Source organism: Deinococcus psychrotolerans (assembly GCF_003860465.1).
GTDB classification, from domain to species: Bacteria; Deinococcota; Deinococci; order Deinococcales; family Deinococcaceae; genus Deinococcus; species Deinococcus psychrotolerans.
Window position 1 is genome coordinate 53,155 of the sequence record NZ_CP034187.1, and the last position, 25,979, is coordinate 79,133.

A 25,979-nucleotide genomic window follows, 5' to 3' on the forward strand; every position below is an offset into this window, starting at 1 on the left:
GATGGGGGCGCACTACTGAGCGAGATTGACCCACTCAGTGCACTGTCTCTGATCTGCAAACACAAAAACACAGAAAGACTCGTTCAAATCTTGAAGAACATCCGTGAAAAGCTCAGTCTGGTCGCGCAAACGCCGTCTGATTTTACGGGTCTCCCCACAAGCGATCCCCGCAGCCCACTTCTGTTCCCGTACCGGAGTACCCGTCAGCCAGATGACATTCCAATTCTCTGGCGTCTGACGCATGAAGCGGTGGCAGGGACGCTACAGCCTGATACGTTCAACAGGGCACTGGAGATCGGAAACGTCGGTCTCTCAAAACTCACCATGGGGCTGTTCTGGATAAATGCTGACCTTTACCTTGCTCTAAATAGCAAGAACGTCGCTTACCTCAGCGAACTGGGCTTCCCGGACGCTGCCGAGATCGTTTCCCTCGAGACCTACCAGGCAACCATCGAGCGGGCACGCACTTTTGCTCCGTCATTCACGGCGCTGTCGCATGCTGCCTGGGTGAGTGGGGGCCCTGTTCTTCCCCCTGACCGCTTTCCTCTTCAGGAACTGCAAGAGACGACTGCCTCATCCCGCGCCGAGTTCAGCCGGCTCACCGACCTCGGTGACGTGCAAGCGGCCAAACCGTTCATGCAGCAGACTCAGGCGAAGCTGCACAACCGCTTCGGCTCTCTCCTCAAAGCCACGGTGCGGCAGAGCCAACCCAAAGCTTTAGTGGTCAGAGAGGATACCCGGTATACAGGCGGGAAGATCTTTGCGGTGAGGGTCGCCTTCCAAGACCGGTCACGGTCGGGCGGCAAGGGACTGTACTTTGGAAACCTTGTCATCTCAGTCGAAAGCGACAGCGAAACGCAGGCAAACACACTCATGGCATTGTTCGGGTTGGCCCACGGTGTGGATTCCATGGGACGGGATACGGTGCGCTTGGCTCTGCAAAAACCAGCTGCAATGGAACGGGTTTTAAGCGCATTGAGGGCTGTGTACGATCTACCGACGTCGCCCCAACTGACCATCGTCAAAGAGGTGTGGTCTGGCCCAGATTTTACGCTTACGGGCCGTGCCGATCCAGAACTTGAAAAGGCACTGCACACGTATGCCGTCAGTGTTGGGAAGCCTCGCAAGCTCGAGGTACTGGTGAGGGTGCCCGCTGAAGCGCTAATCTCAGCCGAATATCCGGACACCATGGCAGCGGTGATCGGGTACCTCGACGGCCTTGCCGCAGCAATTGACGAAGTGGTGAGGGACATGGAAAATGACGATGCTATTGAAGTGCAGCCGGTTGTGCCTCTGACAGTACAACCTCAGCCATTACATCCTCTGAATGTGATCCTGTATGGCCCGCCGGGAACCGGGAAGACGTACTCGGTCGCGCGCTTGGCCCTGGAGCGGCTGGATCCGGATTTTCTCAGCGGTGAGCGTACCCGGCAAGAACTCCAAGACCGCCTGACCCAGTTGCAGGCGGAGGGGCGGGCGGTGTTCACGACCTTCCACCAGAATTACGCTTACGAGGATTTCATTGAAGGCATCAAGCCGGTGCCTGCGCCGGACGGTAGTGGGGGCGTCACGTACGCCCTGGTGCCGGGGATCCTCAAGCGCCTGGTCGAGCGCGCCTCCGCCCCAGTGCTCAGTGGCGCGTTTTCTGACCTCAACCCGGACGGTCAGGTCTGGAAGATCAGCCTGGACGGAACAGCCGGATCCAGCTCGACGCGCGAGTACTGCCTCAAGCACGGTGAGGCCAGGATCGGTTACGAACAGGTCGGCCGCTTTGACGAAGCTGTGACGCTCAGCGGCGCACCCAAGGCATTTTACGAGGGTATGGAGGTGGGTGACCTGCTCCTGATGTCCGCTCCGCACACGCACGTCCAGGCGGTCGGCATCGTCACCGGCGACTACCGGTATGAAGAGCAGGTGCCGCAAGGTGTGAAAGCGGACTACCGCAACGTTCGCGCAGTGACGTGGATGGAGAGTAGCCTGAGTCTGCCGGTCAAGGAGTTCATCGGACGCAATTTCTCCCAGATTTCGGTGTATCACCTGGATCTGCACGTGCCGGAGGTGATGGCCTTCCTGGAGCGCGCAGGGGTTCTGAAATCGGCCATGATGACCACCGAGCTGCCCCAAGCGCACGTCTTGATCATCGACGAGATCAACCGGGGAAATGTCGCCAAGATCTTTGGAGAACTCATTACCTTGCTTGAGCCTTCCAAGCGCCTGGGCCGGGAGGAAGCGACGACGGTCGAACTGCCTTACAGCAAGAAGCCCTTTGCGCTGCCCTCAAATGTATACGTGATTGGCACCATGAACACGGCGGACCAGAGTCTCGCCCGGCTGGACTCCGCCCTGCGTCGCCGCTTCGAGTTCGTGGAGATGTTCCCGCGGCCTGAATCCCTGGTGGTCACGGCTGACGGCATCGACCTGCGGCGGGTCCTGTACGCCATGAACCGTCGCCTCACCCTGTTGCAGGGACGGGATTACACCATCGGGCATGCTTATTTCACCCATCTTGAGAAGAGTGCCACCGTCACGGATGTGGCGAGGGTGTTCCGGCTGAAAGTGCTGCCGCTGCTCGAGGAGTACTTCTTTGACGACTGGGGGCAGATCCGGGCCGTCCTGAACGACGTGGCCAAACCTCAAGAAGATCAACTCATCGTGCCGGAAGACGCTGGGGCGTGGCTGGAAAACTGGGATACTCCCGGCGAGGTGTACCGTGTGCAGGAGGCGGCGCTGGCCCGCGTAGGGGCGTTCACGGGTATCTATAAAGGCTCCCTGACCTTTCCCTTTGACGTGTCAGTGACGCCAGCGCCATGACGCTGCTGGTTGTGCGCGAGTACGCCACCCTCGTGCAGGGCCATACGGCGCGTCTTATTGACGGGAATCCCCTGCGGGCGGAAGTGCCAGCACGGGCTTTCGCCTCTCTCCGGGGACTGCTGCTGGAGCCTGGGAATGACGCACAGTCTGTCCTGACGGCTGGTGTGCAGGGGGGAAAGGAAGTGCTGAAGCTGTCGTCCTGGGTGGGGGTTCTCCAGACGCCGGACGGCACCCAGATCGAGGTGCTCCCGAAGGTGCTCGAGGACGATTCAGACGTAGCTCGGACGCGGCAGCTGTTTATCCGGATGCTGAGTGCGCTGCTGGGCTTCACCTCGCGTGAATGGCGCGCGGCTGATCTCGACGCGTCTAAATTGCCACTCATGGAATTCTTCGCTTCACAGTTCCTGACGGCTGTGGCGCGGCTAGTCCGGCAGGGCATTGCGCGGACGTACCTGGAGCAGCCGCAGGAACTTCCAGCCCTCCGCGGGCGTTTGGATCTTCCCCGACATCTGCCGCTGCAACTCTCTCGCCCGTCCATGCTAGCAGTCGTGGCCGACGAGTTCTTGCTGGATCGTCCAGAAAACCGCGCCATTCGTGCTGCCTTGGAAGTGATCCGGCCTCTGCTGCGTGCGCCCGCAAATCTCCGGCTGCACACGCGGCTGCGAATGGCGTTTGAGGATGTCCCCGTTTCCCGTGAACCGCTGCAAGACCTGCGGATCTGGCACCGTGACCGCAGTTACCGGCAGTACACCGATGTGCGCCCACTGGTGGAGCTGGTTCTCCGGGGTCAGTCCCCCTTGACAGCCCAGGGGAAGGCGCACGTGCATTCCCTCCTCTTCCCGATGGCCGACGTCTTTGAAGCTTACGTGGCACAGGTTCTGCGGGAGTGTGTCGACGCGCAGGGCAACAGACAATACTTGAAGGTGGAGACGCAACTGGCAGAACACCATCTGGCGTGTCAGCGTGGCCGGAAGGTGTATCTGCTCAAACCGGATCTGCGGTTGACCCTGCCGGACGGAAAGGAAGTGCTGGCAGACACCAAATGGAAGCGCCTCAATGCGTCGGCAGGGCCGCGGGGTGGCGTCGACATGGCTGATCTCTACCAGATGTTCGCCTACGGTCAGAAATACCTGGCTGGGAAGGGGGAGATCTGGCTGATCTATCCGAAAACGGCGATGTTCCCAAAGAAGCTCGATCCCTTCATATTCACCGACGGCCTCAGCGCAACGGCTGTCCCGTTTGACTTGGAAGCAGACATGTCAAGTGGACTCGCCGCACTTCATCCATCGCACTGACGTCTGTGAGTGTTAATCAGTTGGCAAAGCATCCCAGCGCCAAGAATGCTAGAGCTATTCCCAGCTCAGTCTTTGACAACTTTGGTTTGAGGCTTTCCTAGACGGAGGAAACTGTTAATTCCCTCTTGTCCCTCGACAAAGACAGCAAAAAGCGGTGATTCCGCTGCTCTTATCGCTACCGTTGCCGACCGCACCGGCCTCAATAAGAAGCAGGAGAGCGACACTGTATCCGTCAAGCTCAAAAATACTAATTCACGCAGGCTTGCCTCTATATCACAGAAAGAACCGGATCCTGCTGGCGAATTCGTGACAACGGTTTAACCCGGTCGCCGAACGGCTCTCCTTTAGGGAATAGGCCGTCAACTTTCGGGCTATCAGCTCAGCAAGCGTGCCATGCTGTGCTCATGTATACGGGGAACCGGCAGATGAATCCGACCATGCAGGCGTCCATACCGGGCCTCGCGGCCCTCGCGGCGCGGCGCGGGCAGCAACCCCTCGGTGGTGTAATGCCGCACCAGCCGGGCGTTGACCTCGTCCTTGGGACGTGAAGCCCGGTCGAGCGGCAACACCTCAGCCAGCCGCTGATTGGCTTCCTCAACGAAATCCTCAATGCCGCCTTCCCAGTCCTGCGAAATCCCCAACATGCAGGCAGAGGAGAGCGGGTCTTCCCCGCCCTTCGCTGTCTCCCGTGTTTCACCAGCGGTGCACCTCCGAGCGCGGCGGAAGAGAGTGCGTCCTCTCAGTTCGCTGCCACTTCCAACCGGCTTTGGAATGCCCGGCGCAGTGCCACGAGCGCGTCCAGGCTTTTCCAGAACACGCTGCGCCAGGCGTCCTGGTTGGGCAGCAGGTGCGTCACCTCGATATTGACGTGCGCTTCGAGAACGATCAGACGGCCCACCCGGACCTGCTGCTGGGCGTAAGCAACCGCTTCATGCACCAGCAACCGGGACAGGTTGCCTGGAATGAAGAAGAGTGGCAGATGCACCAACTGAAACGCTTTGGCATCCGCTGTGTGGGTGGCCAGCAGGTACAGTTCATCCTCATGCCTGAACAACACGTCGGCTTCCTCGTCTAACCAGGGCTCCAGCCCCTCTTCGATCAGGAAGGCCATCGCGGCGGTGGCGTAGCTGTTCCAGAGCACATGCGTTTCGGGGCTGTAAGGCAGCAAGTCATCCATGGACGTCTCCTGAAGCTGTTGACAGAGAAAGGGGAAAGGGGAATGGGCCGAAACGTCATGATTGGTGTGTGGCACTGATGACTCAGCAGAGGTGAAAGTGCATATCCTTTTGTGCTGCGCTTATCCGCATCAAATTGAGCGGGCACCCTTCAAACCCACGGTGCCCGCTCTTGTCTGGTGTTGCCGGCCTCGCAGCCTGGCGGTGACCCTGCCGAGGCGCTCCAAGCCTCGTCCCCGGAGGGAAAACCTCAAAAGTCCAGGATTCGGACAAGTCCTCACGCCTTTACCCTGCGGCCTGCTGAAACTCAGACCTGATCCTTCATCCCTCAGTCCTCAAGCCTTAGCACTGAGTCCTTCCGTGGTCCGCGCCGCAGCGCGGTAAACGTTTCAGGAGGGTTCAACACCCGGAGTCCGGGGGAGCTGTTTCGCAGCGTCTTCGCGCGGACGGCAACGCCGTTCAGATTACACGCTGGCTGGCACCTCGATGAAGGTCGTGGCATTGCGCTCGTCAATGATCCGGTCCACGCTCGAGGCGAACTCAGCAGCCTGATCGCGCAGCTCAAGCAACTGGGTCGCCAGATCCAGCGGATCGTCGATGACGGGTTCGTGACGGCTCCAGAACAGTGTGGTGAGACTGTCAGCGTCCAGTCCGGCGTTTTCACTCCGACCTGCGTCATTGCCGAGCAGACTCTGAAGCTGCACCTGCAACTGACCCTCGAGTTTGAAGCGCAGACTGGTCTGCTCCCGTACGGCCTGACCGTACTGCTCGCCGAGTAGATTCAGGAGCTGCTGATCGCTGCTCTTGCCCAGAGTTTCGGCCCGCTTGCGCTCCACGGCGGCGGCCAGGGTCATCGTTTCGCCCGCGATTTCCACTGAGGTGGTGGCGTTGGCCTGCACCAGAGCGGCCTTGATCTGGCTGCGGCGCACACTGAGTGCCCGCAGCGAAGTGAACGCTGAGCGGGCCCGCTCAGCGAAGGCGGCCTCGCTCAGCCCACCCGGCTGACTCTGAGTGGGCGGGCGCACCCGGACCGCCTGCACCTCGCCGAGCCGCGTGCCGATCTTGTGTTCCAGCAGTTTGAGTTCCTTGAGGGCGTGCGTCAGGCTCATGCGCTGAACGCTGCCATCGCGGACCGAGTCACGGCGATCTGGCGCGGGGCGGGCAGTGGACGTGCGGGTAGGGCGGTCACGTTTGGTCATGCAGTCTCCGGCTTTTGAACGGAAGCGGAAGCGCACCATAACGCTCAGCGTGAAGCCGCGTCATCCGCCACACGGCTTACCCCACCGGGTGGGTCGAAGCGCAAGGTACCCGGTGGGATCCACTTACGGGTGGGTGATAATGCACATCTGACGGGTGGACTGAGCGGGTTGTTTCTTGTACAAGATGTCCGTGTGCTTGAGCCGTTTGGGCAGCAAGAATTGAGAGAGGTCACGTAGCCCCAGCTCCCGGCTGTACTGCCAGCACTTCGGCCACTCCCTTGTCTCCTCAATTTCAACTCAACAACGGGTGCAGTTCTTCCTCAGCCACGACCGCCAGCGCATGCATCCCACGCGACGTACTCACGTACAGCAATCGGGCCTCATACTCCACCGCTGGGTCGTAATGCGCCGCATCCGCCCCAGCGACGATGCAGCCGTCGAACTCCAGCCCCTTGGCCAGATTCACCGGCATCACCACCACCTGACCCTGATACCGCGCCTGCTCATTGACAATCGCCTGCGCGTCCACATCGTGGCACTGCAAGTCCGCAGCGAGTTGCTCGGCATCGCTCACCCGCCGCGTCACCACCGCGATATTCACGTGCCCCGCCTGCTGCATAGCCTTCACTGCCTGGGCGCACAGTGCTGCCACCGTGTCTCCGGTCAGGCGAAGCACCGCTTCCCCGTCCCGGTCTACGCCCACCACCGCTCCAGTGCGGTTGTAAGTCTGCGCGACCTTCGACGACAATTCCGTGATCTGCCGGGTTGAGCGGTACGTCCTGGACAACGTCATCAGCCTCGCTGACCCCAATGCCGCCTGCATCTCCCCGAAGTCCGCCACGCCCTTATACCCGTGAATGCCTTGATTCTTGTCACCCAGCGCGGTGATGTGGCCTTTGCGGGTCGCGCGGATCAGCAGGGCGTACAGCAGCGGCGAGTAGTCCTGCGCTTCATCCAGCGCCAAATGGTCGTAAAGCTCCAGCTCACGGCCCACCCGCCTGCCCAGGCCGTCCAGCAGCGCCGCCATTGCCAGCATGACCGGCAATTCCGTCACGTCCGCGTAGGACCGCCGGGGCCGGGCCACCGCCGCCAGCGGGTCACTCAGTAGCACCTGAAGAGTCCGCTCCGGCAGTATCCCAGTTGCCGCCCGGCGCAGCGTCGCCTCGTCACTCAGCAACTGGCGGGCACTCAGCACCGGCAGCAGGCCCGTCACGACCTTGCCGGTGAGTTGCGTGATGTCCGCACGGAGTTGCCGCCGTACAGTCGCCAGTTCGTCTTCGTCCAGCCGAACTTGCGCGAGGAGTGCTTCCTCAATCTGATGACGGACTGCGATCCGCAGTCCTTCCAGCGGATCGCGGGCCAGCACCGTCTCGACCAGCGCTTGCAAGGCGGGCGTGTCCAGCGTCAATGTCGCCTTGCTCCCTCCCGGCAAGCTCACGTCAGCAAGGTATTTCAAGCTGGCAATGTTTGCCCTGATGCGCTGATGCAGGTATTGCCGGACGACCCGCAGCATGCTCAGATCACCGAGCGCCCTGGCTTTGCGCCACGCTGCTTTCCTGCGGGCTTTGCTGGCATCAGTCAGGAGCAGCGTCAGGGTACGGTCAACGATCTCCAGCTTCTCCAACCCCAGGAAGGAGGTTGCCCACGCTTCGGGCGTCGTGACGGTGACACCTTCCAGATGCAGGCTCGGTAGAATCCGGGCGGAGTACCGTGCCAGCACCTGATTGGGCATCAAGACCATACAGGCCTCAGGACGGGCGCGGTGTTCGCGGCGTTCCGGGTGGAGCAGCCACGCCAGCCGGTGATAGAGCATGGTCGTTTTCCCACTGCCCGCCGGTCCCTGGATGCACAGATGCACGCCTGCGCTGGCGCGGAGAATCTCGTTTTGTTCCGGCTGCAACGTCTCGACGACATTCCGCATGCCTGCCGTGGCCGCCTCGGACAGCCGCTTGAGCAAGACCGCCTCGCGGCCCCCAGTCTCGCCTGTCTCTGCGTCATACAGGTCGGTGACGCCGTGCAGCGTCTTGTCCTGCACGTCCAGTTGCCGCCGCCTGAGGACCGTTCCACTCAGGCCACGCGGCGTCTGCCAAGGCAACGTCTGCGCGTAGAAGAGGCCGCCGACCTCGGATTCCCAGGAAAGAACCGAATGCGGCCCTTTAAGGTCTTTGAAGGCGTGATTCCCAACGTACAACGGCTGCGTCTTCCCCGCGATCCGCACCATCAGCGCCCCGAAGTACGGCTTGTGGACGTGGGGGCTGAGCGTGGCGGCATGCTCTTCGGCGGTGTCCTGCATGACCAGGCTCGTTTCGAGATCTGCGCCGTTGGTCCGGGAGCGGTCTTCCCAGGCGTCGATTTGCTGGAGCATGGCGCTGACGGTGCCCGACAGGTGGGCCGCTTCCGCTTCGAAATCAGGGTGGTGGATGGGCGGCGCGGCAAGTTGAGTCATGCGCCCATTTTCCTTGATGAGCGAGGGGCAAAGTGAGGGGGCCCGGTTTGGGAGCGCAGCAGACCTAGCATGGCGGGTCGAGCGCCCCAGTGAGGCGCGGATTTCCTGGATAGACCTGAACGCCATAGACCGTCACTGGATAGATCGACTGGAACCAAATCTGACCAGCATGCATAGATTTGGATTCGAGATCGCCGTCAACCAGCGACGGGATGACCAGATGAATCAGCAGGTGTTCCGGAAGCTGAGATTGCATAAACTGGCTCAAACGTTTTTTGCGGACGTCCGGCGAACTGGGAAGCCGCCCATGTGTTTTCGAGCTGTTCAATACGCCGGTGCGGCGGTCATTGAGGTTGATCACAGGACGAAGAACGTCAAACAGGCTATCGCTCCTTGGATGTGATCATGAGTTGCAGGCTGGATAGCTCCGAACCGAAATCGTCCGCAGCTAGTTCGAGTGCTACACCACATGGAAGTAAGCCTCACTTCCTTTCGCCGATGTTGAGTGCCGGATCTCCAAACGTGCATCAATGCGTTCTTTCATTTCCGCAACGTGAGAGATAACGCCGATCAGATGTCCCTCGGACTGCAGATCAATCAAGCATCGCATCACCAGGTCCAGTGTTTCTGGATCTAGAGTTCCGAATCCTTCATCAATAAAGATGGTATCCACATGGCGTCCGCCAGCACGTTGCTGCACGACCTGAGCCAAGCTCAAGGCCAAGCTCAGACTGGCCAGGAAACCTTCGCCTCCCGAAAGTGTCTTGGCGTGCCGAGCTATCCCTGTATGTTGGTCAAAGACCTGAATATCCAATCCGGTCGCGCCCGCTCCACTTTGTGCTGTTTTCATTCGTTGGAGGTGGTAGCGTCCACGACTCATTCCACTGAGTCGCTTTGTGGCCAACTCCAGAACTTCATCAAGGAAAGCGCTGAGCACGAAGCGCTGAAGGCTGAATTTGTCGGTTCCCGTTTCGGTTCCGGAAGCACATTCGGCCAGAATCTTGATCTCATTGTATTCGTTTTGCAGCTTCTTTTCTTCTTCTTGGAGATTGGTAAAATTATCTTTTGCATAATTTAGGTTTCTCAACTTCTGCTCTAATTCAATGCTGAAATGAATAATCTCTTGTAGATGCGTGTCCGTAAATTCTACGTCGGCTTGTAACAACTCTAAATCAGGTTTGAGGATGCCTTGTGCAGTCTGGTAGGATTGATGAAGTTTCGCTTCCAGTATGTTCTGTTGCTGGGAAAAGATCTGGACGCTACGTTCAAGTTCCTGGAGAGCATCAGAATCTAGAAGAGATTCGTTGACACTCTCGAGACTATCAAAGATCGATTCTCCAATTTTAACTGTCACCTCTTCTTGAACACTTTTGAGTCTTTCAAGGATTTTTCTGAGCGAGTGTACACGGAGCTGCATCTCGATCTCTTCCCTTTGGCAACGCTTCTCGAGCTTCTGATATTCGTTATTTGCGCTGAGCAGTTCATCCGCCAATTTGAGGTAAGCTTCATGTGCATTTTTTGTTTGAATTGGCCGGTCATTTTCACTTACGAAGTTTGGAAAAGCACTCTGCCAAACTTCGTAACGAGATTTGGTTTCGGTGTGCTGAATTTGAAGATTTTGCCACTGGACTTCCTCGGCAGCCTGGTAGCGCAGCGATTCACGCTCCAATTGGCGCAGGTTGACCAGCTGCAACCGAACTTGGAGGAGTTCATCTCGTAAACTGGGCAGCGCTATTAAGCGGTCTTCAAGAATGGCGAGCGTCTCTTTGTCTTCAGCTTGTCTCGCTGGGATACTTGATAATACGCTATGGATTTCTTGGAGTTGACCCTCTAAAAACGCCGTCACCTGAGTCGACGCCATCGCGGTGCCTTGGCGTACGTTCAATTCAGGCAGCAGCGACGCAAGTCGTTCATTGGAAGGAAAAAGCTGCTCCAGCTTATCTAAAAATGCCTTCCACTGTCCTTCTGAGAGTCGTAGCTGCTGCTTTGCTTGCAAATACTGGTCTTGTAAAATTTCTTGGCGCTGATTCAAGGCGGTATACCACTGCGCCTGTGGGTACTGCTGCAACCGCTGAACCTCGAGCAGCAGCTCTGGCCAGGCCATCAGCTGCGCCGAAATCTTAACTTCTTGCTGATCCAACCCTTGACGTTGTTGTGTCAATTCGCTGACTTGAGCTGCCGCTTCCTTCGGGAGCGTCTCAAGGAGATGCTCTAAGCGTACCAGTTCAGTAATCAGGTCTTCACCTGCCTGCAACGTTTCGAGCTGATGCTGAGCGGTTTCCGTAGTCCGTCTCAGTTCACCCAGCTGACCTTCATGCCTTTGAAGCTGGGTAGCACTCTCTTGAAGTTGCACCTCAGCTTTTGAAAGGGCCTGACGTTCATCTGCGGCTTCTTTGCTCAGATCCTCGAACGACCGAGAAAGATGCCGGAGTTGCTCCGCGCGCCGTGCCCGGTCAAGGTGCTGATGTTGTGTACTGTGTTCCTCAGCGTCAACAAGAAACGCCTGCCATTGCTGCTCCGCATCTTGATGCTGCTTCAGAAGATAATCGTGGTGCTGGCCTTGCTGAAGCATCTCGCGGGATTGATTCGCCTGACGCCGCGCTTGAAGTTCAATGCCAGCCTGCTGTTCCCTTTGCTCACGCACCTGCAGTTCAAGGAACTCCATGTCTTTTAAAGAAATGACTGACCACTGCTTCAGTGCCGCATCTTTTTGTTCTCTTGCGAATTCCCAGGTTTTTAAAGCTGATTTTTTGAGTTCAACAAGCTTTTGCGTAACCCGTTCGTAAATCTCTGTCTCGAAGAGCGTGGCAAGAATTTTTTCTCGGTCCGTAGAGGACGCGGTCAGCAGTTCCCGGAACTGTCCTTGCGGTAGCAACACCACCTGCCTGAATTGACTGACCGACATTCCAAGGAGATCCTGAATCCGCTCTTCAACAGGCGTAATTTTATAAATTGGGTTTGTCTCTTCGTTTCCTACCAATTCCCATAACGTGACATCGTGTAATTTTTTTGTTGATTTGCCTTGCTTGCCAGCAATATTTTGTTCAGGAGTTCGTTGGATGCGGTATCGCTGATCGCCTAGCGCAAAATCGAAGATCACCTCAGTCCGGAGATTCTCAGCCGCGTGGTGACTGCGCAGGCCCTTACCATCCCGGTCTTTACCTGAAGGGGTACCGTAAAGTGCAAAGCAAATGGCGTCAAGCAAAACCGTTTTTCCAGCGCCCGTTGGTCCATGAATCAGGAACAACCTGCGCTCACCGAGTTCTGTAAAATCTATGACTTGTTTCTGAACGTAAGGTCCAAACGCTTGCATGGTGAGTCTTAGAGGCCTCACAACATTATCTCCTGTTCTTGTAGCCTGAGATCGTTGAGGATTTGTTGGATTTTTTGGTATTGCGGTTGAGTAAGTGAATTACCGAATCTCTGTTCAAAAAAGGCCTCGATCATTTGAATCGGCTGAGGTATATCAGATTTTTCGGCAAAAGATGGTGCTGATAAATTTGATGGCGAGTTGGGCAGTCTCTCCTCGATGACGAGTTCCAGTGTATTGGGAAAAAATTCGCGAACCCGGTTGATCGGTGCCATTAAATTCGCAGAGTCGGTCAAAATAACCTGAAGATAATCTTCTCGGTTCGCCAAGCTGTACGGCTGGGTTTCCAGTTCCTCCAAGCTCACGCGAATGCTGCGAACGTCGCGGCGCGGATGCAGCGCAATCTGTTCACGTTGAACAGCACCTGTTGCTGTCAATTCAATCAGTTCGACACCTTTGACGTGGTGTTCTTCTGCAAATGAGTACTTCAGTAACGATCCGGAGTAACGGATCTGCGGCCGCCCCGCAGCATGCGGCTGATGCAAGTGGCCCAGCGCGACATAAGCAAAATTTTCAAATAAGGACGCGTTGACGCGGTCAGCGCCGCCGACACTCAAGGGGCGCTCCGAATCCGGAGTTTCAGAGCCGCCCTGCACGAACGCGTGTGCGAGGAGCACGTGCCGACCTCCTGTTGCCATCCTTTTGACCGAAGAGGCGAGGCAAGCAGACATCGCTTCCTGGTGCGTTGAGATACTCGGTTGCTTGAAGAGACTCCGAACCACCACCGGCTCAGCATAGGGCAGCGCATGAAAATGAACCGGACCGTGCTGGTCGTGCAAAGTGACCACAGAGATTTCCTCTTGGGGCAAGCCCGCAATGTGATAATCGGCTTGGCTCATGAGCTGCCGCCCAAATGCCAGACGCTGCGGACCATCATGATTTCCGGCAATTGCAACAACGGGAACACGCAAGTCAATCAGTTGAGACAGCACTTGATCGTAGAGTTCGACAGCGGCGGCTGGTGGCACAGCACGGTCATAAATATCGCCGCTTATCAAAACAGCATCCGGCTTACTCTCACGTACCAACTCTACGAATTCACGGAGAACGAACTCCTGATCCTGTATCAGTGATTGGCCCCCGAAAACGCGTCCAAGATGCCAGTCAGCTGTGTGGATAAATCTCATGCTTCTCCTTGTCAGAATCTAAGGTTCTGCCTACTCAAAGACCACTGCGCGAATACACTTCAGTTCCTAAAATGTGCTTTACAGCTGACCTGCCTATTGGGCATCACCAGCCGAAGGTCCAGCGTGTACTGCGCCGACAGGCCTTTGAGCAAGCATGCCGAGTGAAGGGTGAATCAGAAGTGCGGCGTCAAGTGGTAAACAGAAATCAGGACGCCTTCGTGTACCAAAAACCGGAACGTATTCAGGCCGTCCAAGCGGGCACGGCCTGGCTGGCTGGCAGCAAGTCGCTTGCACGCTAGAAGCCGACTGAGCTGGGCACATTTGCGCTTCACTGAGGGTTTCCCGCAAACCACTTCTGAAATTGCTCTCCAGCATGGGCTGTCATCATCACGTCATTCATGCACTCACCGCCTCACAGCAGTGTCACGCCCGAGCGCGTCAATCCCTGACAGCCGTTGAGTAGATGGGAAATGGAAGTCTGCTGACTGAAGATTCGGGATGAAATGGATGCATGGCCTGCTCTGCCTCCTGTGCTCCGTGAGCGGATCAATCCTGTTTTCGTTCACCTTGGAAGGTTCACCAAGCGTTCCATCTGAACAAGGGCAACTGCGCACGATCATCCACCGACGCACCTATTCTGGTTCAAGTAGAATGTTCATACTTGATTTCACCGTAACAAGAATTCGCCTCTCAAGGAGAACGACAGCATGGCTCAATGGATCATCCACTGCCCTGATGACCGTTTCGGAATCTGGCATCGTCGAGAACGGACACCCGCTCTTGGACAGTATGAGCGCCATACTGGAGGGCCGCCGTCCTGTATGAGACCTGTGCGCTTCAGGACGCCGTTCCTCAATAGCGTTGCCACATGCGTCGTTCGGAACAATCAAGCCGGAGTTGATCAGCATGTGGATGCCCAGCACAAGGTTCTGGTGTCGGAATGCGGCTTACAGGACGCACCCGGCCGCGCCCAAAGGCTTGTTATTCGAGACGAATTCCCATGAAACTTCTGATTGTCGAGTCACCTGCCAAAGCCAGAAAGATACAAAACTACCTCGGCGCAGGTTGGCAAGTCCGCGCCTGCCTGGGCCACGTCCGCGATCTCCCTAACAGCAAAGACGTGCTGCCTGATCGGTACAAGAACGCAGCCTTCGCCAAACTCGGCGTGGACGTCGAGAATAACTACGCGCCGATCTATCTGGCCCGCAAAGACAAAGCCCAGACCATTCAGGACTTAAAAGCACTCGCCAAGTCCGCTGAAGCTGTCTACCTCGCGGCTGACCCGGACCGGGAAGGTGAAAGTATCGCCTGGCACCTGAGCGTGCTCCTCGGCCTCGGCAAAGACGCCAAGAGGGTCACGTACCAAGAAATCACTGAACGGGCCATCCGACAGGCGGTCGCCAATCCCAGGACCATCGACTTTCATCTCGTTGCCGCTCAAGAAACCCGGCGCGTCCTGGACCGGCTGGCGGGGTACGGCGTCTCACCGCTGCTCTGGGACGCAGTCGGCGGCCCGCAGTCGGCAGGCCGGGTTCAATCGGCTGCGCTGATGCTGCTCTCGCAGCGCGAACAGTCCCGGCTCAGTTTCGTTGCCTCGGCCTTCTGGCGGGTGGGCGTGACGGTGAAGAGTCAACCTACCTTCAAGGCCCAGGTCACAGCGATCAGAGGCGTGGCACTGGCCACCGCCGCGAGTTTTACACCGCAAGGTCAGCTCAAACCTGATTCGAACGTCACCCAGCTGGATCAAGAGAAGGCCGTGCAGCTTGTCTCGTACCTGAACCGTCAGCAAGCCGTCGTGAGTGCCGTCACACTGAGTCCAGTGGTGCGCCGTCCACCGCCGCCGCTGACGACTTCTGGACTGCAACAAGCCGCCAACGCCAAACTCAAACTCGGTGCGGCCCAGGTCACCAAACTCGCCCAGAGTCTTTACGAGCAAGGGCTGATTACCTACATCCGCACCGACAGTCCGCACCTGTCGGACGAGGCGATCGGGCTGGCCCGAGAAGCGGTCGCCACCCGTTTCGGGCCGTCCGCTTTGCCTCAGGAAGGCCGTCAGTACGCCACCAGAAACCAGAATGCCCAAGAAGCCCACGAAGCCATCCGCCCAGCAGGAAAATTCGTGGCCCCGGAACAGATTGGTCTCAGTGGGGACGAACTCGCCCTGTACCGCTTGGTGTACGAACGTACCCTGGCTTCGCAGATGCGGGACGCCGTGGGAGAGAAGACGGCAGTGACGCTTCAAGCGGGTGTGGTCACGCTGCACGCCTCCGGCGTCGTGCTGACGGAGAAAGGCTTCACCGCGCTGTATGACGATCAGGACAGCAGCGACGAAGAACAAGCCTTACCCAAGGTGCGAGTGGGTGAGCGCTTCTCTCTCAAGGACACTAGAGCGGAGGAGAAGAAGAGCAGTCCTCCGTCGCGGTTCACGGAGGGCAAATTTGTGCAGGTCATGGAGAAAGCCGGGATTGGGCGTCCCAGCACGTACGGCGCAACCCTGGAGACACTGCAAAGACGCAACTACGTCGCGCTGCGAAACCGGCAGTTGCACGTCACGCCGCTCGGCTTACTGGTGGCCAGCTACCTGATGAAGCAAGTCCCGCAGCTCGTTAACGCGGAGTTCACCGCCCAGATGGAAGGGGATCTGGACAAGATTGCAAACGGGACACTCAGCCGCGTGGCGTATCTGGACAGCATCTGGAAAGGTACGCTCGCACCGGCTATTCGAGAGGCTCAGCTGAGCGCCCCGCGTTACCCTTTGCCGCATCTGGACGCGGTCTTGGAAGTGCGCGGCGGTGTGGCGGGACTGGTCGTCAGTGGCAAAGGCGTGGCTTTACCGGACAACGTATTGCCGGAAGATCTGACCATGCAGATGGTGGCGGCGCTGATGAGCGGTACGTTCAAGTTGCCCAAACCCAAAACACCCGACGCGGCCAAGCGCACCGCAGACCAGCCTGCCAGACGCGCTCATGGAGCGGCGAGCAGCAAAAAACGAACCACCGCCGCGTCTGCCACCAAATGCCGCAAAAGCGCGGGCGTGAAGTAATTCAATTCCTTTGCCAGCCTTTTTCTGTGCCAGAAGCAGTTTGAAGCCCAGGTATCCGGTACTGGAGCCTGCATCAGTGTCAGAACAGGGGCGAAGTCCACATCACCCACCGTCCCAAAAGACAGTTCCCCGGCTTCCCGCTCGGTTTCGCCCAGCTCCAGCAAAATGGCCTGCCGATCGTATCTTTGGTGCTGCCCTTCTCGCTGGGCGTGCGCGTCAAAGCAGCACATTGATGCCGGTCACTGGATACAGGCGGGAGCATACCGGCAGGTTTCGTAGTGCAGCCCTCGTAGTGAAATGAGCCGAGTTGTTGACAGGCAGTCAGGAAATTCGCTTGGCCTGACCCGACTCCTTAGAGACCACCCAGGCCAGGAGCCGCAGACGGCCACACTGGTCTTACAGTTCATTCAGCTTCAATCTTTTCCCCGATCGCCAGCTCTGATGCGGCCCTTGAGTGGCTGGACTTTGTGGCCTTGCTCGGTGTGAGCCAGTTCGGTGACCTGGATGGTGAACTTAGTGCAGGATGTCTACCATGGGCGCGGAGGGTGGTGGCCTCGTGCGCGCCGTCTGTGGCTTTCAGGAAAAAATGGTCGGGTATCTTTAACACAAACTAGGCACCCAGCTACCTCGTCGCCCGGTCGACTAGCCGACCAAGCAACCACCTGCCCAGCTACCTAATCACCCAGCTGCCCCGCGCGTGTCGGAGATGACGACCAGCCTGACTGGAGGGTTCACGGCCTGCCCTTCGCCGCTACGTTCCCCAGCAGCCCATCGGGTCTGACTTCGATGAGGTGCCAGATGTCTGCGCTCAGCTCCCCGCCGCCCTTCCCCTTGAGGCAGATGCAGTAGAAGACGCTGACGCCTGGCCGGCCGCTGGTGGTCAGCACCACCAGCGGATCGTTGGACTCGCCGATCAACTGCCACCCCCCGTCCCTGTACGCCCTGATCGGCGCCTGGATCAGCACGCTCCAGGTGGTGGATCTCCCGTTCCCCCTCCTCTTCAGCAGCGCTGGGTTGAGCCAGCTGGCGCAGGTGGCGGTCCAGGGACTGTCCGCCCTGAGCTGATCACTGATCCAGGCCCCCCTGGTGTGGACGCCCTGCGGAGGGACGATCTTCGGCCATCCCTCGGCCGGTTCGGTGATCATGGGCGGCGCGGGCGCTGGCGGAGCTGGCTGGACCTGCCGGTTCACGGGTTTGGGCAGGGCCGCGAGGGCTACCACCGACGCCGCGAAGTCGGGCAGCCCACTGGGCTGGGCCCGCATGCCCGCCACGAAGCGGGGAATCAGCCGCGTGAGCACACGCACCGCGAGGTTCTGATCTCCAAAGATCACCTCGAAGCCTTCATGCAGCAGGGGTAGGATGTCCAGTGCCTGCTGCAGCGCTCCTTCAAGGTCCTCAGGCGTCAGCAGTGTAGGAACGTGACCCTCACGCCTGGACCATACCGCCAGCAGGGTCTGTGCCCACAAGCGCTGAAACACCGCTTCGCTTCCTGGCGGGCTGTCGATGTAACGCTGGTTGATGACCTGCGCCAGTTCTAGGAACCCGTAATCGTCACGGCCCCCGTTAAGCATAGACTGGGCCCAGTGCGGCCTTTTGTGCCAGCTCACTCTTCGAGGAGAAATACTCCTCAATTTTCATCATCTCAACCTTGGACATTTGATTTCTCCTTATTTGGAATGGACTCGTGCTGGTCACGGATATACAGGCATGGGTAAGACAACTGCGTTTCACAGTGCAGCAGTTCCTGGCCATCTGATCCGCGCAGCAGCGCCAGGATCTGCCCACCAACCACCTGGGTTTCAAGATCGACGGCTCCCGGTGAGCGCCGCAGCAGCTCTTCAATTTCTGCTTGATGGAGCCGTCCGTGGATCAGGGCCAGGTCGGCTGTCAGGCGTTCTGCCTCAGCCTGCATGCGATAAGTGCCTTGGACGCGTCGAACCACTCATGGATGGCCACGTAGTCTTCCGCAGCACCACCGAAGCGCCTGGCCGAACTCTGAGCATGATAAATCGCATGACTCACCTTGATTTCCTCATGTGTCCATTATGTCTAATTGTGACTTTCCGTTCTCTTACGCTGTGCCGCACCAAGCGGCCCACTCCTGATCAACCTCGAATTCCGCGCTCAAATCCTCAACCAGTTCCTGCTGAACCCAGTCTGGCAAGGAGCGCCACACCGGACGAACCACCCATGACGGAAGCTGGCCCTCAATCCAGAACATCCGAAAGAGATTCCAGTCGGGTTCAGGAGGTGGCTGCAGCGCTGTCAGGACGGTGCTTAGATGCTGGAACCGAATCCAGAGCACCACCTCGGCCAGCGCTGCTTGTTCCCGGTCCTCGCTCCCTGTCAGAACTTGAAGTTCGTCATTGGTGGATGTAAAGACAGCGCTGGTGTGCGGTTGTGAGGAGTACCGCTCAGGTGGAATCTGGAGCAGGCGGTCTTGTCCCTGCGCCAGCGCTTCTTCGATTTGCCACACCGCGTTTTCTATTACAGAGGTGCTGAGCCAGACTTCCCAGCGAACTGGCCACAGGCCGCGCCAGGCTGTCATCATTACGCAAGTGCCTTCTGGCCGTTGCAGGACTTCAGCGACCACGGTTGCCGTTGGCAGATCGACTGCTGTACGCAGGCAAAGTCCGGCTTCAATAACCCACCCTCGCTCGATGAGGGCGGATCTTAGGGCACTGAGATCGGTCAGTAGCGCTCCACGTTCGGAACAAATCGGCGGTTTGGGCATCTGATCCCCTAACAACCATTTGGGGACGATCCCAGCCGCTTGCTGGTCAGGTGGCGTCACGGGGAGCGGCCGCACTTCAATTGGCTCCACCAACAACCCTTCAGCCATAAGGTCATTGACAACGTGCTGCGGCGTCATATACATCAAGGGTTGACCCTCAAGATCCTGGACGTAGCGTTGACGCTCTGGAAGCCACAGGCCGTAGTGCGGCCAAAGACCTTGACGGCGTAAAGCCGGGACATAAATGTTGGGGAGCAAGGTTTCAGGCGGTGACTCTGCTTCCATATCATAAATACAACCGTCTGGAGGATCGAAAAAAAAGCGGCCATCTGCACTCTCGTACGCGGAGTATGGCGTGTTCTCAACGTCGCAGACTTCGCCGCTCAGCGATCTTAGACGGAGATTTCTGGTGTCGTCGTATGCCTGAAAGGTTTGGTAACCGCTGCGATGAATCTGATATAGCCCGAAACTGTCCAGCAGGCGGACCGTATCGCCATAAAGATGCAACTGAACTTCATGATTTCCCGGGCTGGGAGTGTAGATTTTAGGTTCCAGCGCATCGCCTTGGATCTGCCAGAGGACAAGGCCGTTCAGAGAGTTGCGAATCTCAATGATCCCTGAAGAGTTCGTAATGTCGTCCACGGCCTTCCACCACAGCGCGATTCGGGGCTGGCCCGTCATATCCCAAGCCTGTGAATGCAAATACAATGCTTCTCCTTGAGCGGGTGCATACAGGGAGAGATCATCCAGATCATCCGTCAGTCCAATCAGCTCGACGGCGGCGACCTCCTGTGAACTGGTAGCAAAGTTCCAGAAGAGCAGTTGGTGACTGTTGGGACTGAAAAAGATTTGAGTGTCAAATGGGCGATCATTGAAGCGGGATGAGTCAACTTTACGCATGGCCTTCTCCTAGTCTGCAGCGTAAGCCCTTGGCGCGTCACTTGTTGTCGCGGTGACGGCTTGGTCTTAGACCACCTGAGCTGAGCGGTTGCTCAAGCATCACAGCCAAGGGAACCTCACACAGGGCCACGTCGGGAGCCAGCGGACCCTCATCCCGCAGACGCTGCATCAGGGTCCGGCCCCCGATAAAGTCCATGACGATGTAGGCCGTGTCACCGTCCTGAAACACGTCTTATACCCGCACGACATGCTCGGAAGAGAATTTGGCCAGTGCTCTGGCTTCTCCCACGAAACTGTGCAACATGGCCGTGAAGTATTCGGGAGCCATGCCGTCTGGCAACCGGATTGCGCTGGCCGTGCGGACACAGCCCTGAGGAAAAAGCTCCTTGATGACCACGGTTCGCTGAAGCAACGTGTCGAGCGCCCGGTAGGTGATGCCGAAGCTGCCCTGACCCAGTGCCCGGAGGATTTGGTAGCGGGAACCCTGAAGCGTGCTGGTGGGAGCTAGAGCAGACATACGTTCCTTTAAGGTGTGAGGGCGAAAATACGATCAGGGCTGACTGGCGTAGGGACAAAACCAGCGTAAGCCCCCTATCCCCGCAGGGTCAGTCTCCCTGTTTCCCTCTGACGAGATGATTACGACCGATGCTCGCAAATTGGCGATTTGGGCGAACAATCACTCGTAGGCCGCAAGCTGGGCCAGTAACTCGGGCGTAGCTCGTGGGTGGGCGGCGATGACCCTACAAACCTCCCAATCAGAATCAGTTGCAAGTTGGGCAAGCACTTCAGGCGTAGCCTTTGGGCTGGCAGCAACGGCCTTGCGAACATCGTCATCAGAATCTGCGACCAGCAGAGTCAGCACTTCAGGCGTAGCCTGTGGACTGGCAGCAACGGCCTTGCGAACCTCCCAGTTGGAATCTGTAGCCAGCAGAGTCAGTAGCTCAGGCGTAGTCTGTAGGTTGGCAACGACGGCCTTGCGAACATCCGCGTAGGGATCCGTAGCCAGCAGAGTCAGCAACTCAGGTGTGGCTTGTGAGTGGGCAGCAACGGCCTTGCGAACCTCCCAGTTGGAATCTGCAGTCAGTTGGGGGAGCAGTTCAGGCGTGGTCTTTTGATTAGCAGCAACGGCCCTGCGGACACCCGAGTCGGAATCCGTAGCCAGTTGAGTGAGCAGTTCAGGCGTGGTCTTTTGATTAGCGGCAACGGCCCTGCGGACACCCGAGTCGGAATCCGTAGCCAGTTGAGTGAGCAGTTCAGGCGTGGTCTTTTGATTAGCAGCAACGGCCCAGCGGACACCCGAGTCGGAATCCGTAGCCAGTTGAGTGAGCAGTTCAGGCGTGGTCTGTAGATTGGTAGCGACACGCTGACGAACATCTTCGTAGGAATTTGCTGCCAGTTGGGTGAGCAGTTCAGGTGTAACGCGTGGGTTGGCGACGACGGCCAGGCGAACCACCCAGTTGGAATCCGTGGCCAGTTGGGTCAGCAATTCAGGTGTAACGCGTGGGTTGGCGGCAACTTCACGGCGGATATCGCTATGATAATCCTTGGCCAGCAGAGCCAGTAATTCGGGGATCGCCTGATGGATAGCGACGGTCCTTCGGATATAGAAGTCGGAACCTTTGGCTAGCAGAGTCAGCACTTCGAGGGGGGCCTGTGGGTTGCTCGCAACGGCATGGCGAACGTACTCGTCTTGAGCATCTATAGCCAGTTGGCTGAGGAGTTCAGACGTGGTCTGTGGGTTGGCCGCGACAGCCTTGCGGACATCTGAATCGGGATCCTCGGCCAGTTGGGCGAGTAATTCGGGTGTGGTCTTTGGATTGGTAGCGACAGTCTTACGAACATCCGCGTGGGGATCCGTGGCCAGTTGGGCGAGCAGCTCAGGCGTGATCTCTGGGTCGGCAGCAACGGTTCTGCGAACAGTAATAGTGGAATCCGTGGCCAGTTGGGCAAGTGATTTAGGTATGGTTTGGGCATTGGTAGCAGTGCGAGCAACGTTGGTAGGGGTTGCCCTGCGAACACGCATGTCGGAATCTGTGGACAATTGGGTCAGCAATTCAGGTGTGGTCTTTGGGTTGGTAGCGACGGCTATTCGGACATCTGAATCAGAATCCGTGGCCAGTTGATTCAGCAGTTCGGTGGTGGCTTGTGGATGATTGGCAACGGCCCTGCGGACAGCTGAGTTGGGATTAGTCAGAAGCTTCGTAAGTACTTCTGGGGTGGTCTGAGGATTGGCGGCGACAGCTTTGTGAACTGCCGAAATTTCGTCAAGTCTGGCCAGCATTTCAGGCGTAAACCTTGCGTGAGAGGCAACCGCATTGCAAACCCTAGAGCTATAATCTTTCGCAAGCTTCGCGAGCAAGTCAGGTGTGACTTTCGGATGGAGTGCGACTGCCTTACGAACACTCCATTCAGAATGCTTGGCAAGTTCTGCGAGCAATCCAGGTGTAACCTGCGGATGTGCCAGAACTGCTTTGCGAACATCCGGATAAGAACTTTTGGCGAGTTGTGCGAGTAATTCAGGTGTGATCTGAGGATGTGCCAGAACTGCTTCACGAACATCCGGATAAGAGCTTTTGGCAAGCTTTACAAGAATCTTAGACTCGATCTGAGAGTTATCAGTGACAGCTCTGCGAACTTCGATCTCTGTATCGATTGCCAGCTGCGTGAGCAATTTGGCCGCAGTCTGTGGGTTGGTGGCAACAGCCCTGCGGACTTCTATCTCTGCGTCGGTTGCCAGCTGCGTGAGCAATTTGGCCGCAGTCTGTGGGTTGGCGGCAACAGCCCTGCGGACTTCTATCTCTGTATCGATTGCCAGCTGCGTGAGCAATTTGGCCGCAGTCTGCGGGTTGGCGGCAACAGCCTTGCGAACTTCCATTTCCGCGTCAGTTGCCAGCTGCGTGAGCAATTTGGCCGTAGTCTGCGGATTGGCGGCAACAGCCCTGCGAACTTCCATCTCCGCGTCAGTTGCCAGCTGCGTGAGCAATTTGGCCGCAGTCTGTGGGTTGGCAGCAATAGCCGTGCGAACTTTCACATCCGCGTCGGTTGCCAGCTGCGCGATCACTTCAGGTGTGGCCTGTGGATCAGCGGCAACAGCCCTGCGAACTTCCATCTTCACGTCGGTTGCCAGTTGCGTGAGCAATTTGGCCGCAGTCTGTGGGTTGGCGGCAACAGCCCTGCGAACTTCCATCTCCGCGTCAATTGCCAGTTGCACGAGTACTTCAGGTGTGGCCTTTGGATCAGCGGCAACAGCCCTGCGAACTTCCATCTCCGCGTCGGTTGCCAGCTGTGAGAGCATTTCAGGTGTGACGTGTGGATGGGAGGCGACGGCTTGGCGAACATCCAGGTAGGGGCTTGCAGCAAGTTGGGTAAGCAGTTCAGCTGTAACTCGCGGATGAGCTAGGACTGCCCTGCGGACTTCCACCTCCGTGTCGGTTGCCAGCTGTGAGAGCATTTCAGGTGTGACGTGTGGGTGGGAGGCGACGGCTTGGCGAACATCCAGGTAAGGGCTTGCAGCAAATTGGGCGAGCAGTTCAGGTGTGACTTGCGGATGGGATAAGACCGCCTTGCGGACTTCCACCTTCGCGTCGGTTGCCAGCTGGGCGAGTATTTCAGGTGTGACGTGTGGGTAGGAGGCGACAGCTTGGCGAACATCCAGGTAGGAGCTTGCAGCAAGTTGGGCAAGCAGTTCAGCCGTGACTTGCGGACGAGCCACCACTGTTCGTCGAACCTCTGAGGCTGAATGCTTGGCGAGTTGGGCGAGCACTTCATGCGGAGCTTGCGGATGAGAAGCAACAGCTTGGCAAACCCGCCACACAGAATCAGCAGCAAGGAGAGTCAGCAACTCAGGTGTAGCTTGCGGGTGAGAGGCAACGGCCCGGCGAACATTCGCGTCGGAATTGGCTGCGAGTTGAGCGAGATCCTGATAGTCGTTCAGCAAATTAAACATTTGTTGATTCTGTGCTGAGATAGCAATTCTTCTAAGGGATGGAAAATTAATGGGTGAAATTTGATTTTTCCCAAGCATCTTTAAAGCGGCTTTCTGGTAGATACGCGAATTGGCTAGTATCTTATCCAGTTCTGGATACTCGATAGAAGTCATCATGTCAACCAAATGCTTTTCAGGATGTTTTGAGTACTCTGACAAAGCCTTGATGATTCCATCTACAGCTTTTCTCAGTTCACCATTTTTCTTCAGCAAATCGAGAACTTCTTCTGAATACAATAATCCATAGTCTGTTGCCGCTTCAAGGGCGGTCAATTTTTGAGACGGGACATCAGTGTATTCATAGTATATTCCCTCTTCAACATAGGTGATGAAGCGTTTTTTGCCATATTGCTCAATAGCTATTTCAATAGCATCTTGAGAGTCGTAAGATTTGAATCCCTCATAAGAATACCTGGTGGTGACTTCCACATACTCTTCGTCAGAGCCAACCACTTCGTGATCAGCAGAGGCAAGGATGGTAATCTTTGAAGCTATTTCACTCATGGCTGTAGAGTCTTCGTCTTCAAAGGAGCACTTGAGTTGAGCAAGTTTGAATTCTCTTTGCGTACGTTTAAGCATATCTATACCTCGAAGTATTTGATAGGAGAATGGAGCGATTAAAATAAGAGACATTCTGAAATACAACTTGGCTTTGACTTACGGGCTTCAGAGATTCGATTGCCCGCCTTACTTCTCGACCTTCTTTCGCGCGAGGAAGGATACAAAGACCGAATTATGGCTGATGAGAAAGATTGGGGGAAGGAGATGAATGCCCTAGCAATCAATAATCCTCCGCCGTCAAGCCAGAGCCGGTTGCCTCAGAACACAACCTCATGGGCGGCGAATGCCAGACTCTGCAAGGCGGTCTGGATCAGGTGGCGCACCAGCGCTGGATCGGGTTTTTCAGGACAGAGTACAATCTGGCGAATGGTCAGGTCACCGTCCGGGTCTACATTGACAGTCAACGACTGGCCAATCTGAAGCTCAAAGCGCTTCAAGTGATGGGCCACCACCCGATCAAGTTTTCCCTGTGCCAGTCCATTCTGGGTATGCGCCCGCAAAGCCAGCGCCGGATAGTTGGTCTCATCATCATCGACGTAACGCAGGTAAAAGGCCAGGGTCAGCGGAATGCTCTCTACTGCTGATGGAAACCTGCTCGGCTGAGCATGTTCATTTCTCAGGGTCAGGGTGACCCCACAACGAACTTCGTTCTGGCGGCTCTCTTCCCACTGCCATTCGTCCCCCACCAGATCCAGCAGTGTGGCTGTGGAGAGCCATGAGCGGTCGCCCGCTCCCGTGGTAGGCGGCGGGAAGAACTCGGGTTTCAGCGGCACGCCCGCACGCTGCAGCACATCCTGAAACTGGCCGAAGGATGTGGAGAGAAGATACCGAAGCAGGGTGGGGGTCATCGGGCCAGACACCGGCCAGGTCTGAACGGTGAGCACTGACGCACTTCCGTTATCGGGCGGCTCAATCAACAGCGATGGCGTGAGCGTTCGGCCCGCAATCCAGGTGTCTCCCACATGGGCAACGACTTCTGAGGGAACCGACAGTTTCATGAAGTGCTCCCGACAAGCGGCCACCGCCACTTTGGAGGCAGATTCCTCATCCACAGAAGCTGAGGTGGCTACGGTCAGGACGGGATAGGGCCGCTCCTCGTCAGCGTCGAGCCAGAGCAGTCCCTGCACCCGCTGCGCGTCGCCGTCGGCCCAGGCCACTGGTGTAAACGAATCGGTCGGTTCAGCGTGCCGCTGTATCCCTGCCCGGCCCAGGAAATCTGGGCTGAAGACGACCTCCCCGTCCAACGTTCCGTTCTCGTTTTGCCTGCCGACTTCTGCGTTCAACATTTCTTTTTCCTCCTGTATCTCGGTGTCTCTATTCGTCCAAACGCTAG

General features: G+C 57.4%; 18 protein-coding genes. 3 read left to right on the top strand and 15 right to left on the bottom strand.

What is annotated here, in order from left to right; genetic code table 11:
* Window positions 1-90: 90 nt before the first annotated feature.
* Together EHF33_RS19935 and EHF33_RS19940 are read left to right on the top strand one after the other, a co-directional pair.
* Window positions 91-2,811: an AAA family ATPase gene (locus EHF33_RS19935; RefSeq protein ID WP_164473647.1), complete on the top strand. Its 2,721-nt coding sequence runs from the start codon at window positions 91-93 to the stop codon at window positions 2,809-2,811.
* Complete coding sequence (locus EHF33_RS19940; protein WP_124875548.1) at window positions 2,808-4,106, top strand: McrC family protein; 1,299 nt, start codon at window positions 2,808-2,810, stop codon at window positions 4,104-4,106. Before EHF33_RS19935 ends, EHF33_RS19940 begins: the two co-directional genes overlap by 4 nt.
* A 374-nt stretch (window positions 4,107-4,480) precedes the next feature.
* On the opposite strand, the gene EHF33_RS19945 is transcribed toward EHF33_RS19940, so the two are convergent.
* The 7 genes from EHF33_RS19945 to EHF33_RS19975 all read right to left on the bottom strand — a co-directional run bounded on the left by EHF33_RS19945 (window position 4,481) and on the right by EHF33_RS19975 (window position 13,423).
* A complete protein-coding gene (locus tag EHF33_RS19945; protein WP_124875550.1) occupies window positions 4,481-4,750 on the bottom strand; it encodes a MerR family transcriptional regulator in 270 nt (89 codons plus the stop codon).
* Window positions 4,751-4,845: 95 nt separating this feature from the next.
* Window positions 4,846-5,283, bottom strand: a complete 438-nt coding sequence (locus tag EHF33_RS19950) for a hypothetical protein (protein ID WP_124875552.1) — start codon at window positions 5,281-5,283, stop codon at window positions 4,846-4,848.
* A 462-nt stretch (window positions 5,284-5,745) separates the two neighbouring features.
* Entirely contained in the window at window positions 5,746-6,480 is a 735-nt protein-coding gene (locus EHF33_RS19955; RefSeq protein ID WP_124875554.1) for a hypothetical protein, read from the bottom strand.
* 292 nt (window positions 6,481-6,772) lie between these two features.
* Window positions 6,773-8,926 (bottom strand): HelD family protein, encoded by a 2,154-nt coding sequence (locus EHF33_RS19960; protein ID WP_124875556.1) that lies wholly within the window; start codon window positions 8,924-8,926, stop codon window positions 6,773-6,775.
* A 64-nt stretch (window positions 8,927-8,990) separates the two neighbouring features.
* Window positions 8,991-9,287 (bottom strand): hypothetical protein, encoded by a 297-nt coding sequence (locus EHF33_RS19965; RefSeq protein WP_124875558.1) that lies wholly within the window; start codon window positions 9,285-9,287, stop codon window positions 8,991-8,993.
* A gap of 99 nt (window positions 9,288-9,386) precedes the next feature.
* A complete protein-coding gene (locus EHF33_RS19970) occupies window positions 9,387-12,239 on the bottom strand; it encodes an AAA family ATPase (protein WP_124875560.1) in 2,853 nt (950 codons plus the stop codon).
* A 17-nt stretch (window positions 12,240-12,256) separates the two neighbouring features.
* Window positions 12,257-13,423: an exonuclease SbcCD subunit D gene (locus EHF33_RS19975; protein WP_124875562.1), complete on the bottom strand. Its 1,167-nt coding sequence runs from the start codon at window positions 13,421-13,423 to the stop codon at window positions 12,257-12,259.
* Window positions 13,424-14,423: 1,000 nt separating this feature from the next.
* Here EHF33_RS19975 and topA point away from each other — a divergent pair.
* A complete protein-coding gene (gene topA / locus EHF33_RS19980; protein WP_124875564.1) occupies window positions 14,424-16,466 on the top strand; it encodes a type I DNA topoisomerase in 2,043 nt (680 codons plus the stop codon).
* Window positions 16,467-17,197: 731 nt separating this feature from the next.
* On the opposite strand, the gene EHF33_RS19985 is transcribed toward topA, so the two are convergent.
* The 8 genes from EHF33_RS19985 to EHF33_RS20015 form a co-directional block, all read right to left on the bottom strand.
* A complete protein-coding gene (locus EHF33_RS19985; RefSeq protein ID WP_124875566.1) occupies window positions 17,198-18,037 on the bottom strand; it encodes a hypothetical protein in 840 nt (279 codons plus the stop codon).
* A gap of 71 nt (window positions 18,038-18,108) precedes the next feature.
* Window positions 18,109-18,378: a hypothetical protein gene (locus EHF33_RS19990; RefSeq protein ID WP_124875568.1), complete on the bottom strand. Its 270-nt coding sequence runs from the start codon at window positions 18,376-18,378 to the stop codon at window positions 18,109-18,111.
* On the bottom strand, window positions 18,354-18,488 hold the full coding sequence (locus EHF33_RS22100; RefSeq protein ID WP_420889987.1) for a DUF6915 family protein: 135 nt from the start codon (window positions 18,486-18,488) through the stop codon (window positions 18,354-18,356). The genes EHF33_RS19990 and EHF33_RS22100 overlap by 25 nt, the downstream gene beginning before the upstream one ends.
* 49 nt (window positions 18,489-18,537) lie before the next feature.
* On the bottom strand, window positions 18,538-20,100 hold the full coding sequence (locus EHF33_RS19995; protein WP_124875570.1) for a hypothetical protein: 1,563 nt from the start codon (window positions 20,098-20,100) through the stop codon (window positions 18,538-18,540).
* A 37-nt stretch (window positions 20,101-20,137) separates the two neighbouring features.
* Window positions 20,138-20,329 carry a hypothetical protein gene (locus EHF33_RS20000; protein ID WP_124875572.1) on the bottom strand — a complete coding sequence of 64 codons (192 nt, stop codon included), beginning with the start codon at window positions 20,327-20,329 and terminating at the stop codon, window positions 20,138-20,140.
* 3 nt (window positions 20,330-20,332) lie between these two features.
* Window positions 20,333-20,617, bottom strand: coding sequence for a protein kinase family protein (locus EHF33_RS20005; protein WP_124875574.1), 285 nt, complete (start codon window positions 20,615-20,617; stop codon window positions 20,333-20,335).
* A gap of 159 nt (window positions 20,618-20,776) precedes the next feature.
* Window positions 20,777-24,664 (bottom strand): variant leucine-rich repeat-containing protein, encoded by a 3,888-nt coding sequence (locus tag EHF33_RS20010; RefSeq protein WP_124875576.1) that lies wholly within the window; start codon window positions 24,662-24,664, stop codon window positions 20,777-20,779.
* A gap of 239 nt (window positions 24,665-24,903) precedes the next feature.
* Entirely contained in the window at window positions 24,904-25,932 is a 1,029-nt protein-coding gene (locus tag EHF33_RS20015) for a hypothetical protein (protein ID WP_124875578.1), read from the bottom strand.
* Between the last annotated feature and the right edge of the window lie 47 nt (window positions 25,933-25,979).

Excerpts from the sequence above, each read along its gene's own strand:
- EHF33_RS19995 (WP_124875570.1), bottom strand. The coding sequence starts at position 20,100 with ATGCGTAAAGTTGACTCATCCCGCTTCAATGATCGCCCATTTGACACT.
- EHF33_RS19985 (WP_124875566.1), bottom strand. The coding sequence starts at position 18,037 with ATGCTTAACGGGGGCCGTGACGATTACGGGTTCCTAGAACTGGCGCAG.
- EHF33_RS19940 (WP_124875548.1), top strand. The coding sequence starts at position 2,808 with ATGACGCTGCTGGTTGTGCGCGAGTACGCCACCCTCGTGCAGGGCCAT.
- EHF33_RS20015 (WP_124875578.1), bottom strand. The coding sequence starts at position 25,932 with ATGTTGAACGCAGAAGTCGGCAGGCAAAACGAGAACGGAACGTTGGAC.
- EHF33_RS19960 (WP_124875556.1), bottom strand. The coding sequence starts at position 8,926 with ATGACTCAACTTGCCGCGCCGCCCATCCACCACCCTGATTTCGAAGCG.
- EHF33_RS20005 (WP_124875574.1), bottom strand. The coding sequence starts at position 20,617 with ATGTCTGCTCTAGCTCCCACCAGCACGCTTCAGGGTTCCCGCTACCAA.
- EHF33_RS19975 (WP_124875562.1), bottom strand. The coding sequence starts at position 13,423 with ATGAGATTTATCCACACAGCTGACTGGCATCTTGGACGCGTTTTCGGG.
- EHF33_RS19970 (WP_124875560.1), bottom strand. The coding sequence starts at position 12,239 with ATGCAAGCGTTTGGACCTTACGTTCAGAAACAAGTCATAGATTTTACA.
- EHF33_RS19950 (WP_124875552.1), bottom strand. The coding sequence starts at position 5,283 with ATGGATGACTTGCTGCCTTACAGCCCCGAAACGCATGTGCTCTGGAAC.
- EHF33_RS19945 (WP_124875550.1), bottom strand. The coding sequence starts at position 4,750 with ATGTTGGGGATTTCGCAGGACTGGGAAGGCGGCATTGAGGATTTCGTT.
- EHF33_RS19990 (WP_124875568.1), bottom strand. The coding sequence starts at position 18,378 with ATGCAGGCTGAGGCAGAACGCCTGACAGCCGACCTGGCCCTGATCCAC.
- EHF33_RS20010 (WP_124875576.1), bottom strand. The coding sequence starts at position 24,664 with ATGCTTAAACGTACGCAAAGAGAATTCAAACTTGCTCAACTCAAGTGC.
- topA (WP_124875564.1), top strand. The coding sequence starts at position 14,424 with ATGAAACTTCTGATTGTCGAGTCACCTGCCAAAGCCAGAAAGATACAA.
- EHF33_RS19955 (WP_124875554.1), bottom strand. The coding sequence starts at position 6,480 with ATGACCAAACGTGACCGCCCTACCCGCACGTCCACTGCCCGCCCCGCG.